Source organism: Aeromonas sp. s2, assembly GCF_040907935.1.
GTDB lineage: Bacteria > Pseudomonadota > Gammaproteobacteria > Enterobacterales > Aeromonadaceae > Aeromonas > Aeromonas dhakensis.
The window spans coordinates 103,157-116,468 of record NZ_JBFOCR010000020.1; the positions used below are offsets into that span (position 1 = coordinate 103,157).

The following is a 13,312-nucleotide window of genomic DNA, read 5'->3' on the forward strand; positions in this document are numbered from 1 at the left end:
GCACAAGTGTAACGACCGATGAAAATCCAGTTGATTGCGGTGGGCACCAAGATGCCCGCCTGGGTAGAGCATGGCTTCGAAGAGTATCGCCGCCGTTTCCCCAAAGACATGCCGTTCGAACTTGTCGAGATCGGCGCCGGAAAACGTGGTAAAAATGCCGACATTCCCCGCATTCTGCAAAAAGAGGGGGAAGCCATGCTGGCTGCCGCCGGCCGCTCGCGCATCGTGACCCTGGACATCCCCGGCAAACCCTGGACTACCGAGCAGCTGGCCGTGCAACTGGAAGCCTGGAAGCTGGATGGCCGCGACGTGGCCCTGCTGGTGGGCGGTCCGGAAGGGCTGTCGCCCGAGTGCAAGGCTGCCGCCGAGCAGAGCTGGTCGCTGTCGCCGCTGACTCTGCCCCATCCGCTGGTGCGGGTGCTGGTGGCCGAGAGCCTCTATCGCGCCTGGAGCATCACAACCAATCATCCGTATCACAGAGAGTGAACCATGCGCTATTCCAGCATCACCCTCACATACCCGTATCACAGAGAGTGAGCCATGCGCTATTCCAGCATCACCCTCACATACCCATATCACAGAGCGTGAGCATGCACATCTGCACCCCGTTTCTCACCTGCTCGACAGTCATAAGGTAGCGGCATGCTGAAGACTCGCATCGAAATGCGCGACCACAGCGCCGAGGGTCGCCTCTTCTTCCGACGAACCCTGGTCGCCTACGTTGGCATGATAGTGCTGATGCTGGTGCTGCTGGGCAATCTCTACTACCTGCAAGTAGAGTCTTACGACACCTACCAGACCCGTTCCAACGACAACCGCATCCGCGTCGTGCCGGTGGCGCCGCCGCGCGGCCTCATCTATGACACCAACGGCGTGCTGCTGGCGGAAAACCGCCCGGTCTACAGCCTCGAGATCGTGCCGGAAGAGACCAAAGATCTGGAGAAGACCGCCGACGAGCTGATCGCCCTGCTGAAGCTGCCGGAGGGGACCAAGGAGAAGTTCCTGGCCGAGGTGAAACGCCAGCGCCGCTTCAAGCCGGTCGCCCTGTACGAGAAGCTGACCGAGTATCAGGTCGCCCTCTTCTCGGTCAACCAGCACAACTACCCGGGTGCCAGCATCGAGGCTTACCTCAAGCGCTACTACCCGTTTGGCGACACCCTGACCCATGCCCTGGGTTACGTGGCCAAGATCAACACCCGCGACGTGGAGCGCCTCGACAAGGAGGACAAGCTCGCCAACTATGCCGCCACCAAGGACATCGGCAAGCAGGGGGTGGAGAAGTACTACGAGGATCAGCTGCACGGCGTGGCGGGCTACCAGGAGGTCGAGGTGAACAACCGCGGCCGGGTGGTGCGCACCCTCAAGTTCCAGCCGCCCGAGCCCGGCAAGGACATCTACCTCAACATCGACATCCGCCTACAGCTCAAGGCTCAGCAACTGCTGGCCGGCCGCCGCGGCGCCATCGTGATGATGGATCCCAATACCGGCGCCCTCCTGGCCATGGAGTCGAGCCCGAGCTATGACCCCAACCTGTTCGTGACCGGCATCTCCAGCGCCAACTACTCGGCGCTGCTCAACGATCCGGCCCGGCCGCTGGTGAACCGCACCACCCAGGGCATCTATGCCCCCGCCTCCACCGTCAAGCCCATGATGGCGGTGATGGGGCTCAACGAGGGGGCCATCACCCCCAACTACCGCTACTTCGGCGGCCCCAGCTTCTCCATCCCCGGCACCACCAAGAAGTTTCGCGACTGGCGCCGCTGGGGCCACGGCTGGCTCGACGTCTATCGCGCCATCGAGGTGTCGGCGGATACCTACTTCTACGATCTCGCCTACCGGGTCGGCATCGACAAGATCAACAGCTACATGACCAGGTTCGGTTTCGGTCAGTACAGCGGTGTCGACATCTACGAAGAGACCAAGGGGGTCATGCCGTCCCGCGACTGGAAGATGGCCCGCTGGCGCCAGCCCTGGTATCAGGGTGACACCATCTCCATCGGTATCGGCCAGGGCTACTGGAGCGCCACCCCGATCCAGCTCGCCAAGGCCATCAGCATCCTGACCCAGAACGGCCACGACGTGACGCCGCACCTGCTCAAGAGCACCGCCTCCATCGATGGCGTCGTCAACGCCCCCATCAACCCGAACATGGCCATCCAGACCAAGAGCGACAGCTACTGGCAGGTGGCCAAGGACGGCATGTGGCGGGTCATCAACGGCCACGAAGGGACCGGTCGGCGCGCCTTTGCCAACACCCCCTACAAGGCGGCGGGCAAGTCCGGTACCGCCCAGGTGGTGGGCCTCAAGGAGAACCAGGTCTACAACGCGGCTACCACCAAGGTGGAGCATCGCGACAACGCCCTGTTCGTCTCGTTCGCCCCGTTCGAAGCACCCAAGGCGGTGGTCGCCCTGGTGCTGGAGAACGCCGGGGGCGGCAGCGCCATGGCGGCGCCGGTCGCCCGCAACATGCTGGATGCCTATCTGCTGCCGCCGGAGCCCCAGCTGCCGCCGGCGCCGGCCAAGAAGCCCCAATCTAAAGAGGTCGCTCCTCATGAGTAATTCCGCTCGCCAGCAGAGCATCTGGTACAAGCTGCACATCGACTTGCCGCTGCTGCTCGGCCTGCTGACCCTGATGTCCCTCTCCATGGTGGTGCTCTACTCCGCCTCCGGTCAGGATGTCGACTCCATCGTGCGCCAGCTGGTGCGTGGCGGACTGGCGTTCGCCCTGATGATCGGCATGGCCCAGCTGCCACCTTCTCTCTATGCCCGCTGGTCGGTGCCCCTATTCGCAGTGGTGGTGCTGCTGCTCATCGCGGTGGACGTGTTCGGCCACATCGGCAAGGGGGCCCAGCGCTGGCTGGACCTCGGCTTCATGAAGTTCCAGCCCTCCGAGGTGATGAAGCTCTCCATGCCTATCATGGTGGCCGCCTGGCTCAGCCGTCATTCGCTGCCGCCCAAGTTCAGCCACCTGGTGCTGAGCCTCATCATGGTGCTGCTGCCCACCCTGCTGATCGCGGCCCAGCCCGACCTTGGCACCTCGATCCTGGTGGCCGCCTCCGGCTTCTTCGTCATCTTCCTGGCGGGGATCAGCTGGTGGCTCATCGGGCTCGCGGTGCTGCTCATCTGCGCCTTCATGCCGGTGCTCTGGTTCTTCCTGATGCACGACTACCAGCGCCAGCGGGTGCTGATGTTGCTGGACCCTGAGAAGGACCCGCTCGGCCGCGGCTACCACATCATTCAGTCCAAGATCGCCATCGGCTCCGGTGGCGTGTTCGGCAAGGGCTGGCTGCAGGGCACCCAGTCCCAGCTGGAGTTTCTGCCCGAGCGCCACACCGACTTTATCTTCGCGGTGTTCAGCGAGGAGTTCGGTCTGGTGGGGGTCGCCCTCCTGCTGGTGATCTACCTCTACATCATCAGCCGCTGTCTGTTTATCTCCATGCAGGCCCAGAACAGCTTCGAACGCCTGCTGGGCGGTGCCCTGACGCTGACCTTCTTCGTCTACGTGTTCGTCAACATGGGGATGGTGAGCGGCATCTTGCCGGTGGTGGGGGTCCCCCTGCCGCTGGTGAGCTACGGCGGCACCTCCATGGTGACCCTGATGGCCGGCTTCGGCATCCTGATGTCCATCCAGACCCACAGAAGGTTGCTGGCCTGATGCGACTGGCCGGTGTGTTGCTCTCGCTCGTTGCCCTGAACGCAACGGCGGCCGTCGAGCCCCCCGGGCTCGCCCGGCTCGCCGAGCAGCAGCAGGTGCCGCTGGCCGAGCTCCAGGCCGCCACCGCCCAGGCCAGCCTGCGCCAGGAGGTGCTCGACACCATCAGCCGCCCCTGGGAGGCCAAACCCTGGCATCGCTACCGGCCGCTGTTCATCACCCCGGAGCGGATCCGGGACGGGGTCGGCTTCTGGCAACGCCACGCCGCCACCCTGGCGCGGGCCGAGCAGACCTATCAGGTGCCGGCCTCCCTCATCGTCGCCATCATCGGCATCGAGACCTTCTACGGCCGCCAGATGGGCCGCCATCCGGTGCTCGACAGCCTCTACACCCTGGGCTTTCACTACCCCGAGCGGGCCGACTTCTTCGCCAAGGAGTTTGCCCAGCTGGTGCTGCTTGCCCGGGAAGAGAAGTGGCCGCTCACCCTTCTCAAGGGCTCCTATGCCGGCGCAATGGGGATGGGTCAGTTCATGCCCTCCAGCTATCGCCACTACGCGGTCGACTTCGACGGCGACGGCAAGCGCGATCTCTTCGCCAATCCGGTGGATGCCATCGGCAGCGTCGCCAACTATTTTGCCGAGCACCAGTGGCGCTGGGGGGAGTCGGCGGTCGAACCCGCCTTGATCGGACTGGCGCCAGTGGGTACCCTGCTGGGGCCTGCCCCCGAGCTGACCCAGACCTGGGCCGAGCTGGCCGCCGCGGGCATTGAACTCGCCACCCCGCTGGCACCCGACACGCCGGTGAAACTGCTGGCATTGGAACAGGCCGATGGACCGGAATACTGGGTCGCGCGCCACAATTTTTACGTGATCACCCGCTATAACCGCAGCCCGCTCTATGCGATGGCGGTGCATCAACTCAGTCAAGCAATCCAGGACGCGTATGCATTACAGCCACAAACTTCTCCCGCTCAGCCTGACCTTGTTGCTGGCCGCCTGTAGCAGCCAGCCGGAACAGCTTCCCCCGCCTCCCGAACCGGTCCAGCCGGAAAAACCCCAGGTCATCGAGATCCCGCAGGCCACCGGCGCCATCCCGCGTCCCGAGCCCCTGAGCGCCAGCGGCAACCGTGACTACTGGATAGGCAAGCAGAAGAACGAGGTGTGGCGCGACATCAAGCACTACAGCGAAGAGGGGACCGCCAGCTGGCTCTCCCAGGATCTGGACGGCCAGAAGACCGCCAACGGCGACGTGCAGGACAGCAAGCTGTTCAGCGCCGCCCACCGCAACCTGCCGCTGCCAAGCTATGTGCGGGTCACCAACCTGGACAACGGGCAGGAGACCATAGTGCGGGTCAACGATCGCGGCCCCTTCGGCAGCGATCGGCTGATCGACCTCTCCCATGCCGCCGCCAAGCAGCTGGGGATGGTGGAAGGGGGCGAGGCGCGGGTACGGCTCGAGCTCATCAACGACACCCCGGATCAGATGGTGCTCATGGCCCCCATGAAGCCTATCGAGATGACGCCGACCACCCCGGCCGCCGCGGCCCCCGTCGCTCAGGACGGCTTCGTCGGCCAGCCCACCGAGCTGGCCATGGCCACACCGGCCACCGCCGAACCGGCCCCCGTCAAGGCGCCGGTCATCAAACCCGCCAAACCGGCAGCGGCCAAGACGGCTGCGCCCGCCAGCAGCGGCGAGGGCAAGATGATCCAGGTGCTGGCCAGCGGCTCGCAGGCTCGGGCGGAGGCGATGGGCAAGGTGATGACCCAGCGTCACGGCCTGCCCTATCGGGTGGACGCCCATGGTGCCATCTTCCGGGTGCTGATCGGCCCCGTGCCTGCCGACCAGCAGGCCGCCACCCTGGAGAAAGTGCGCCAGGGGGGGCTGGAGCAAGCCTTCATCGTCCCCTGAGCGTCTCAGGTTCAAGCTGACCGAACCGCCCTCTGTGGCCCGCCATCACGTCGTTTCCCGGCGTGATGGCGGCAACGGAGGGAGAAAAAACCAGACCAGATGGCACGTCGGGCTTTGACCGACGGTCGCTTCTGGTATAGTGAAGCCCGCATTTTTAACTTGGGTTACCCCAACCAGGCACCAGGAATTTCAAGATGTCCAAATTTGCCCGTTCAGTTATTCTGGCCTCCCTGATAAGCGCCACCGCCCAGGCCAACACGCCTGTACCGACCCCGACGCCGAACGCCAACCCCGTGGTGGTTCCCGCCGCGCCGGAGATCTCCGCCAAGGCCCACATCCTGATCGACTACTACTCCGGTCAGGTACTGGCCGAGCAGAACGCCGAAGAGCGTCTGCCGCCCGCCAGTCTGACCAAGATGATGACCTCCTACATCATCGGCCAGGAGCTGCTGAAGGGGAACATCAAGCGCACCGACATGGTGACCATCAGCCAGAACGCCTGGTCCAAGAACTACTCCGACTCCTCCAAGATGTTCATCGAGGTGGGCAAGCAGGTCTCCGTCGATGACCTGAACAAGGGCATCATCATCCAGTCCGGCAACGACGCCTGCGTCGCCATGGCCGAATTCCTGGCGGGCAGCACCGACTCATTCGCCAGCCTGATGAACAGCTGGGCCGCCAAGCTCGGCATGAACGACAGCCACTTCATGAACCCGCACGGTCTGGATGCGGAAGGTCACTACAGTACCGCTCACGACATGGCGCGCCTGGGCCAGGCCCTGATCCGCGACCTGCCGGAGGAGTACAAGATCTACGCCCAGAAATCCTTCGTGTTCAACGGCATCACCCAGCACAACCGCAACCGCCTGCTGTGGGACCAGTCCCTGCAGGTTGACGGCATCAAGACCGGCCACGTCAGCCAGGTCGGCTACAACCTGGTCTCCTCCGCCACCAACAACGAAGGCATGCGCCTGATCGCCGTGGTGCTGGGCGCCAGCAGCGAAGCCTCCCGCGCCGCCGAGAGCAAGAAGTTGCTCACCTACGGTTTCCGCTTCTTCCAGAGCCTGACCCCCTACAAGGCCGGCACCGAGCTGGTGACCCAGAAGATCTGGATGGGCGACAAGCCGGAAGTGAAGCTGGGCGTCGACAAGGACGTCTCCGTGCTGGTCACCCGTGGCCAGGGCAACAACCTCAAGGCGGACTTCCAGCTCGAAAGCGAGCTGAAGGCACCGCTGGCCAAGGGTCAGCGCGTCGGCACCGTGTTCCTCAAGCAAGGGGACAAGGAGATCAAGCAGGTACCGCTGGTCGCCCTGGAAGAGGTGCAAGAGGGTGGCCTGATGAGCCGTCTGTGGGACTACCTGGTGATGCTGGTCTCCAGCTGGTTCAAGTAATCCACACGCAGGATCCCGACCAAACAGCGGCGCCAACAGGCGCCGCTGCTGTCTTTTTGGGGTCGGGCCAGTCAATAACCCTGTAAACTGCAGGTTCCGCCGACTGACGATTTGTGGTAAAAAGCAGCACCTCCATCCCTTGTCTGCCGGTCCGGCCTTGATCCCGGCCCGGGCAATGCCCATATACACTTGAGCAGTGCCCCGCACAGACGGGGGCATGGCGGCCCCGAGGGGCCAACGGCCATTAGCCACAAGCAAGAAAGTCGTCTCGCGACGACCGCAAAAGGTGAGTAAATGAATACCAAGTTTGATGAACTGCTGGAGTTCCCCTGCAAGTTCCCGTTCAAGGTGCTCGGCGTTGCCGACCCGGCCCTGCCGGACATGGTAGTGGAAGTGCTGCAGCAGCACGCCCCCGGCACCTACAGCCCGACCGTCCAGCCCAGCTCCAAGGGCAACTACCACTCGGTCCGGGTCACTGTGACTGCCCAGAGCAAGGAACATATCGAAGCCATGTATACCGCCCTCGGCAACATAGAACTGGTTCGCTACGTCCTGTAAGTCGCCTCTTTCGCCCCGCCACCGGGGCGACTGATTATTTGCCGCCGGCGACCAGCGCCGTGCCGGCCGACCCAAGCGCCTGTCAGTGAGGAAAGATGTCACCCCAAACTCCCGCCGAGTCATCACAGTCCGCCAGCCAGCTGCTGGTGAGACAGCTGGGCCGTCGTCCCTACCAGCCGGTATGGGATGCCATGAAGGCCTTCACCGACAGCCGCACCCCCGACACCCCGGACGAGTTCTGGGTGGTGGAGCATGACCCCGTCTACACCCAGGGGCAGGCCGGCAAGGCCGAACACCTGCTCGCCCCCGGCGACATCCCGGTGGTGCAGAGCGATCGCGGCGGTCAGGTGACCTATCACGGCCCGGGCCAGCTGGTGCTCTACGTGCTGGTGGACGTGCGTCGCAGCAAGCTGACGGTACGTGAGCTGGTGACCTGCCTGGAGACCGCCATCATCAATACCCTGGCCAAGAGCGGGATTGAGGCTTATGCCAAACCCGATGCCCCTGGGGTCTACGTGAAGAACGAGCTCGGCATGGAGGCCAAACTGGCCTCCCTTGGCCTGCGCATTCGCAAGGGGTGCTCGTTCCACGGGCTGGCCCTCAACATCAACATGGACATGACCCCCTTCCTGCGCATCAACCCGTGCGGCTATGCGGGCATGGCCATGACCCAGACCAGCGCCCTGGGCGGCCCGCAGAGCGTGGCCGAGGCGCAATCCATCCTGGTGGCCGAACTGGCCCGCCTGATTGGTTATCAAACAATAACAAACACCGAGAGTGAATCATGAGCAAACCCGTTCGTATGGAGCCGGGCGTCAAGCTGCGCGATGGCGACAAGATGGCCCTGATCCCGGTGAAATTCATGCCGGATCCCAACGAGGAAGTGCTGCGCAAGCCTGACTGGATGCGGATCAAGCTGCCACCGTCGAGCCAGAAGATCGAGCACATCAAGAGCACCCTGCGCAAAAACAAGCTGCACTCGGTGTGTGAAGAGGCCTCCTGCCCCAACCTGGCGGAGTGCTTCAACCACGGCACCGCCACCTTCATGATCATGGGCGCCATCTGCACCCGTCGTTGCCCCTTCTGCGACGTGGCCCACGGCCGCCCGCTGGCGCTCGACCCGGAAGAGCCGAAGAAGCTGGCGCTGACCATCAAGGAGATGGGGCTGAAATACGTGGTAATCACCTCGGTGGACCGCGACGATCTGCGCGACGGCGGTGCCCAGCACTTCGCCGACTGCATCAAGCAGATCCGCGAGCACAGCCCGCAGACCCGTATCGAGATCCTGACCCCGGACTTCCGCGGCCGGATGGAGCAGGCGCTGGAGGTGTTCCGCGAGACCCCGCCTGACGTCTTCAACCACAACCTGGAAACCGCCCCGCGCATGTACCGGGTCGCCCGCCCGGGCGCCGACTACAAGTGGTCGCTGGAGCTCTTGCGCCGCATCAAGGAGATGCACCCCCATGTGCCGACCAAATCCGGCGTCATGATGGGTCTGGGCGAAACCAATGAAGAGATAGTCCAGGTGCTCAAGGATCTGCGCGAGCACGGCGTCAACATGCTGACCCTGGGCCAGTATCTGCAGCCAAGCCGCCACCACCTGCCGGTGAAGCGCTACGTACCGCCCGCAGAGTTCGACGAGCTCAAAGACGTGGCCATGGAGCTCGGCTTCAGCCACGCCGCCTGCGGCCCCTTCGTGCGTTCCTCCTACCACGCTGATCTGCAAGCCAAGGGGGAAGAGGTTGTGGGTTACAAAATTAAAAAGGACTGAACATAACTATTTTGTACCCGACAACGCATTAATGTACCGCCAGGACTGACGACCATGGCCATCACGAGGATTCCAAGGATCAGGGAGTTCCCCTCGGATGGCCGTTTCTGGCGCATAGACTGGTTCGGAGGCGTAGAAAGAAATCCCTACGTTCCCTCCGAACCGGCCATCCAGGTCCTGCTCAGTCCGCTTAGGACTTCCTCCTCCCTCTCCGATACCGATCCCGCCTCGGTCCGGGCGATAAACGCCCAGGAGCAGACGACCGTGCTGGTCGGCACCGGTCAGCTGCCGCTGCTGTGCATCGGCTCACTCTGGAAGGATGGCATCTGCCAATCTCATTACGCCGGCCGGGAGGAGACGTTCCGGGATCTGCTTGTCAGTCCCGGCACGACCCGGGTCGTCACCGCCAACCGCCAGGTCGGCGGCGGCTGGCTCGTCAGCCCCCGGTTTTACAGGTTTGGCGTCGGCAACGGCAAAACCCGGCTGATGGCCGTCACCTGGAATGACGATCCCCTGGGGCTGCTGATCCCCATGACCGAACTGCTCCGTTTTTACTATCTGGTTTCGACCGATCTTGCCCATACCGTGTTTTCCGGCGCCCTGAAACATGACATAGCTTCGGTTATCAGCCTCAAAAGAACCGGAACGCTTCCCGGGCAAAGCAAGTTCGTTATAGGATTGAGGCAACATTTCACGGACGACGACGCCTGGGTGCTCGCCAGGATACTCGCCTCCAAGGAGGCCTGGACCGGGGCAACCCTGCCGCACGACAGCATGATGCGCCATTCCCTCAACCACGAACCCCTGCAGCTGGAGACGCAGTTCCCGTTCTCCGGCCGCACCACACTGCAGGCCAGGTGCAAGCGCATCCAGTCCGACGACGGCAGCTGGCGGCATCTGGCGCTGTCCCTGACCCACTGCAGCGCCCCCTTCCCGTTCGACGATCTGGTGATAGACAGGGACAACGACAACACCCGCTCCCCTGCCGGAACCGATCTTCCCGACGCAGAGAAAAAGCCGGCGTTCGGACCCGGAAAGCTCCGCTCAGAGGAATACCAGGGAAAGGATCTGCAAAACCGAAGCGAGCCGAACAAGCAGTGCTCCACCGAAATCATTCCCCTGCCGTCCTCCCGCTTTGACGCCATCGCCGGCAGGAAAGCCGAGAAACCGCCCAAAAGCGAATGCCGCTACGCCAGCCGGCTGATACCGGTGCAGACAGCCGTGTCCGGAGAGCTGGGGACCGGGACCGGCGAGAACAACGGTTCAGTCGTCGGAACCGGCAAGGTGGTCACGCAACATCAACGCCGCAAGGCCCTGCCGGCCAGCTTCCAGACCTTTGCCGCAGCCATCGAGGAGCTGGACAGACAGCCGGAATTCTCCGCCAGGATCCGGGAGCCGGATCCGCTGATCGAGTTTATCCCCCTGACCAAGCCGGCCGGTAAAAGGCAGTGGTCCTATCTGGATTCGGATATCCGTACCCGCCGGCGGGTGATCATCGCGGATATCTGTTACCAGGAAAGATGGTATTCGCTGATTGAGTTTGAACAACGTCAAAATGAACACTGTACGCTGGCATTGTTGTTCAACCAAACCCATGTGTTGTCTTCCAACATATCAATCCATCAGCTTCTAAGTGGATTGGCGATAAAGAATGGTACTTGGGCCAACGTTAGTATGCTTTATCCACAGGGAATACATGTTATATCACTTAAACATACATGGCCTAACCCAATACATTGTTCTAACGCTATATCAAGAAGAGTCACTGGCTTATATAGGGACAAGTTTCATGACTACGAATAACGATCTTATCTCGCCACAGAGTACAGCTCATATCTCAGTAATAAGTACAGCACCTGAGTCATCGACTAACCTAGATAGACAAGCCCATTCTGAAAGGCCAGAGGATTTTCACATGAAAATACACTCTGGCATGCTTGAGACCATGGGCCACAACATGTATTCATCCGTTGCAAAATGCATAGCTGAGTTCGTGGCAAATGCATATGACGCAGATGCAAAAAATGTCTATATAGAAATGGACTTTGACAAAATTGATTCTGCAAAAAGAATCATACGAAGTAAAGCTAAAGAAGACAAGAAGGCAGGTATACGGTCAGATATTTCGGCTATTTACGATCCTTTACCTTCAGACATTACGATAAAAATAAGAGACGATGGACATGGAATGTCTGCAAAACAAATACAGGATTTTTTTCTTTCGGTCACAAGAAATCGTCGCGAAGATGATGATGGAAAACCAACAAAAATATTTACTGAATCTGGCCTGCGAAGAGTAATGGGTAGAAAGGGAGTTGGTAAATTAGCCGGATTTGGTGCAGCAGAACATATCAAAGTGACTAGCAAAAGAGCTGGTGAATATTATTCCACAACCTTCGAAATGGACTACATCAACATAAAACAACATGATGATTTGGGAAATGCAAGATTTAAGGCCTCGTACGAAAACGACTTATCCTCAGATGATCAATTTACTGAAATCACACTCAGTCAACTTCGCTGCGACTCAATGAAAGCAAGTCAAGACAGGATAAATAACATCTTAGCGAGAACGTTTTGCATTCTAGATAAAGATTTTCATATATATCTAAACAATACCGTTGTAAAAGAAGAAGAGATTGACTGGGAGTTTTCTTATCCTGCTGGCAACTCCATGGACAAAATGGCATCTGAAATAGTACAAATAGATGAAGACGATACATTTTCCTTCCAATACCTCATAAGGTTTAGAGCGCGACCAGATGATTATGGTGCCACCGATGAAAAGAAGAAAAAAAGAGCTAGCCTCCCTGCAGAAAGAAGAGGTGCAAGAATATACTCCCATGGCCGTCTGACACATGGCCCAAGTCTTCTAAAACTACATTCTGGCGTCCATAATTTTCATGGCCAAGATTACATGGAGTGTATTGTAATAGCGGACGCGATAGATGAGTTTGAGAATGACTTCATTGTTACAAGCCGAGAGGGCTTGAACAAAGACAATCCTGTTGTCGACCATCTTTTTGATTCAGTGACTGCTCTGATGAAAACAGCATTAGCCGAACACTATAAATTCAGAGATAAAGAAATTGATAATAATTTGGATAATGATGATTTCAGCAAAGGAATATTAAGCCCACTTCAACAAGTAAACAAAAAGTCCCAAAAGGCTGCCAGACAAATCCTTAAGGTCATTGGGCGTGAGCATGGAATTAATAGTAGCACGTACAGAGAAATGGCACCTATCATGCTTCAGGCAGTCAACGCCAGTGAAGTTTTGACAAGGCTTATCGAGCTTGAAACCGATCCTAAGAGCATACCTGTCCTAGCTCACTCCTTAGTAGAATTAACGAGAATGGAAACCAGCGATCTTCTAAAACTCTACAGAGGACGATCCAAAGCTATAGGTGCGTTATATAAGCTACACACAGAATCAATATCAACACGAAAGGGTAAAGGCTACGAAAAGGAACTCCATGGTTTATTTAAGGACTCACCATGGTTAATACAACCTGAGTTTGCATCATATCTAACTAGCGACAAGCCGATGGGTGAGCTATGCAAAACATTAAATAGCATTTTAAATATTGATGATGCACTGACAGAAGAGGATTCTCTTGAAGATGACATGACAAGGCCTGACCTTGTCTTTGTTGCCGCGAATCAACCAAATCCAGATGACATTATTATTGTTGAATTAAAATCTCCAGGTATCGAGCTAGAGGTTAATCACTTAATACAGCTAGAAGAATACATGTTCAAAACCAGCGAGTATTTGACCACAAAACTGGGGAAGAGCGTAAGGGTCAGAGGCTATCTGATTGGCACAAAGCCCAATGCTGATACTAAAGCAACTGGAAAAAGACATCTTCTTCAAAAGATAACCGAGATTGGGCCCAACACGAAATATTCAATATTTGACATATTGGACTTGCTTACTAGAGCCCAGCAAGTTCACAAAAATGGCATCGAGATTTTTGAAGCGGAAGAAAAAAGACTAAACGAAGAACTGAATTAATAATTCAGCCCACT

General features: G+C 58.9%; 11 protein-coding genes. All 11 read left to right on the plus strand.

What is annotated here, in order from left to right; genetic code table 11:
• Nucleotides 1–18 precede the first annotated feature (18 nt).
• The 11 genes from rlmH (at nt 19) to AB5Y81_RS16260 (ending at nt 13,298) form a co-directional block, all read left to right on the plus strand.
• Complete coding sequence (gene rlmH, locus AB5Y81_RS16210) at nt 19–486, plus strand: 23S rRNA (pseudouridine(1915)-N(3))-methyltransferase RlmH (protein ID WP_005298242.1); 468 nt, start codon at nt 19–21, stop codon at nt 484–486.
• 156 nt (nt 487–642) lie between these two features.
• Nucleotides 643–2,559 (plus strand): penicillin-binding protein 2, encoded by a 1,917-nt coding sequence (gene mrdA / locus AB5Y81_RS16215; RefSeq protein ID WP_279485406.1) that lies wholly within the window; start codon nt 643–645, stop codon nt 2,557–2,559.
• Nucleotides 2,552–3,655, plus strand: a complete 1,104-nt coding sequence (gene rodA / locus AB5Y81_RS16220; protein ID WP_005298235.1) for a rod shape-determining protein RodA — start codon at nt 2,552–2,554, stop codon at nt 3,653–3,655. The genes mrdA and rodA overlap by 8 nt, the downstream gene beginning before the upstream one ends.
• A complete protein-coding gene (gene mltB / locus AB5Y81_RS16225) occupies nt 3,655–4,653 on the plus strand; it encodes a lytic murein transglycosylase B (protein WP_017788444.1) in 999 nt (332 codons plus the stop codon). Before rodA ends, mltB begins: the two co-directional genes overlap by 1 nt.
• Nucleotides 4,595–5,560 carry a septal ring lytic transglycosylase RlpA family protein gene (locus tag AB5Y81_RS16230; protein WP_279485405.1) on the plus strand — a complete coding sequence of 322 codons (966 nt, stop codon included), beginning with the start codon at nt 4,595–4,597 and terminating at the stop codon, nt 5,558–5,560. The genes mltB and AB5Y81_RS16230 overlap by 59 nt, the downstream gene beginning before the upstream one ends.
• A 194-nt stretch (nt 5,561–5,754) precedes the next feature.
• Nucleotides 5,755–6,951: a D-alanyl-D-alanine carboxypeptidase family protein gene (locus AB5Y81_RS16235; protein ID WP_005298230.1), complete on the plus strand. Its 1,197-nt coding sequence runs from the start codon at nt 5,755–5,757 to the stop codon at nt 6,949–6,951.
• Nucleotides 6,952–7,245: 294 nt separating this feature from the next.
• Nucleotides 7,246–7,509 (plus strand): DUF493 family protein YbeD, encoded by a 264-nt coding sequence (gene ybeD / locus AB5Y81_RS16240; RefSeq protein WP_005298227.1) that lies wholly within the window; start codon nt 7,246–7,248, stop codon nt 7,507–7,509.
• A 95-nt stretch (nt 7,510–7,604) separates the two neighbouring features.
• Complete coding sequence (gene lipB, locus AB5Y81_RS16245) at nt 7,605–8,297, plus strand: lipoyl(octanoyl) transferase LipB (protein WP_195879002.1); 693 nt, start codon at nt 7,605–7,607, stop codon at nt 8,295–8,297.
• Nucleotides 8,294–9,280 (plus strand): lipoyl synthase, encoded by a 987-nt coding sequence (lipA, locus tag AB5Y81_RS16250; RefSeq protein ID WP_095592189.1) that lies wholly within the window; start codon nt 8,294–8,296, stop codon nt 9,278–9,280. Before lipB ends, lipA begins: the two co-directional genes overlap by 4 nt.
• A 54-nt stretch (nt 9,281–9,334) precedes the next feature.
• Nucleotides 9,335–11,083: a hypothetical protein gene (locus AB5Y81_RS16255; RefSeq protein WP_279485404.1), complete on the plus strand. Its 1,749-nt coding sequence runs from the start codon at nt 9,335–9,337 to the stop codon at nt 11,081–11,083.
• A 112-nt stretch (nt 11,084–11,195) separates the two neighbouring features.
• Nucleotides 11,196–13,298 carry an ATP-binding protein gene (locus tag AB5Y81_RS16260; protein ID WP_157737165.1) on the plus strand — a complete coding sequence of 701 codons (2,103 nt, stop codon included), beginning with the start codon at nt 11,196–11,198 and terminating at the stop codon, nt 13,296–13,298.
• Nucleotides 13,299–13,312: the final 14 nt, after the last annotated feature.

Coding starts and splice junctions, on each gene's coding strand:
- rlmH (WP_005298242.1), top strand. CDS start 19: ATGAAAATCCAGTTGATTGCGGTGGGCACCAAGATGCCCGCCTGGGTA.
- mrdA (WP_279485406.1), top strand. CDS start 643: ATGCTGAAGACTCGCATCGAAATGCGCGACCACAGCGCCGAGGGTCGC.
- rodA (WP_005298235.1), top strand. CDS start 2,552: ATGAGTAATTCCGCTCGCCAGCAGAGCATCTGGTACAAGCTGCACATC.
- mltB (WP_017788444.1), top strand. CDS start 3,655: ATGCGACTGGCCGGTGTGTTGCTCTCGCTCGTTGCCCTGAACGCAACG.
- AB5Y81_RS16230 (WP_279485405.1), top strand. CDS start 4,595: ATGCATTACAGCCACAAACTTCTCCCGCTCAGCCTGACCTTGTTGCTG.
- AB5Y81_RS16235 (WP_005298230.1), top strand. CDS start 5,755: ATGTCCAAATTTGCCCGTTCAGTTATTCTGGCCTCCCTGATAAGCGCC.
- ybeD (WP_005298227.1), top strand. CDS start 7,246: ATGAATACCAAGTTTGATGAACTGCTGGAGTTCCCCTGCAAGTTCCCG.
- lipB (WP_195879002.1), top strand. CDS start 7,605: ATGTCACCCCAAACTCCCGCCGAGTCATCACAGTCCGCCAGCCAGCTG.
- lipA (WP_095592189.1), top strand. CDS start 8,294: ATGAGCAAACCCGTTCGTATGGAGCCGGGCGTCAAGCTGCGCGATGGC.
- AB5Y81_RS16255 (WP_279485404.1), top strand. CDS start 9,335: ATGGCCATCACGAGGATTCCAAGGATCAGGGAGTTCCCCTCGGATGGC.
- AB5Y81_RS16260 (WP_157737165.1), top strand. CDS start 11,196: ATGAAAATACACTCTGGCATGCTTGAGACCATGGGCCACAACATGTAT.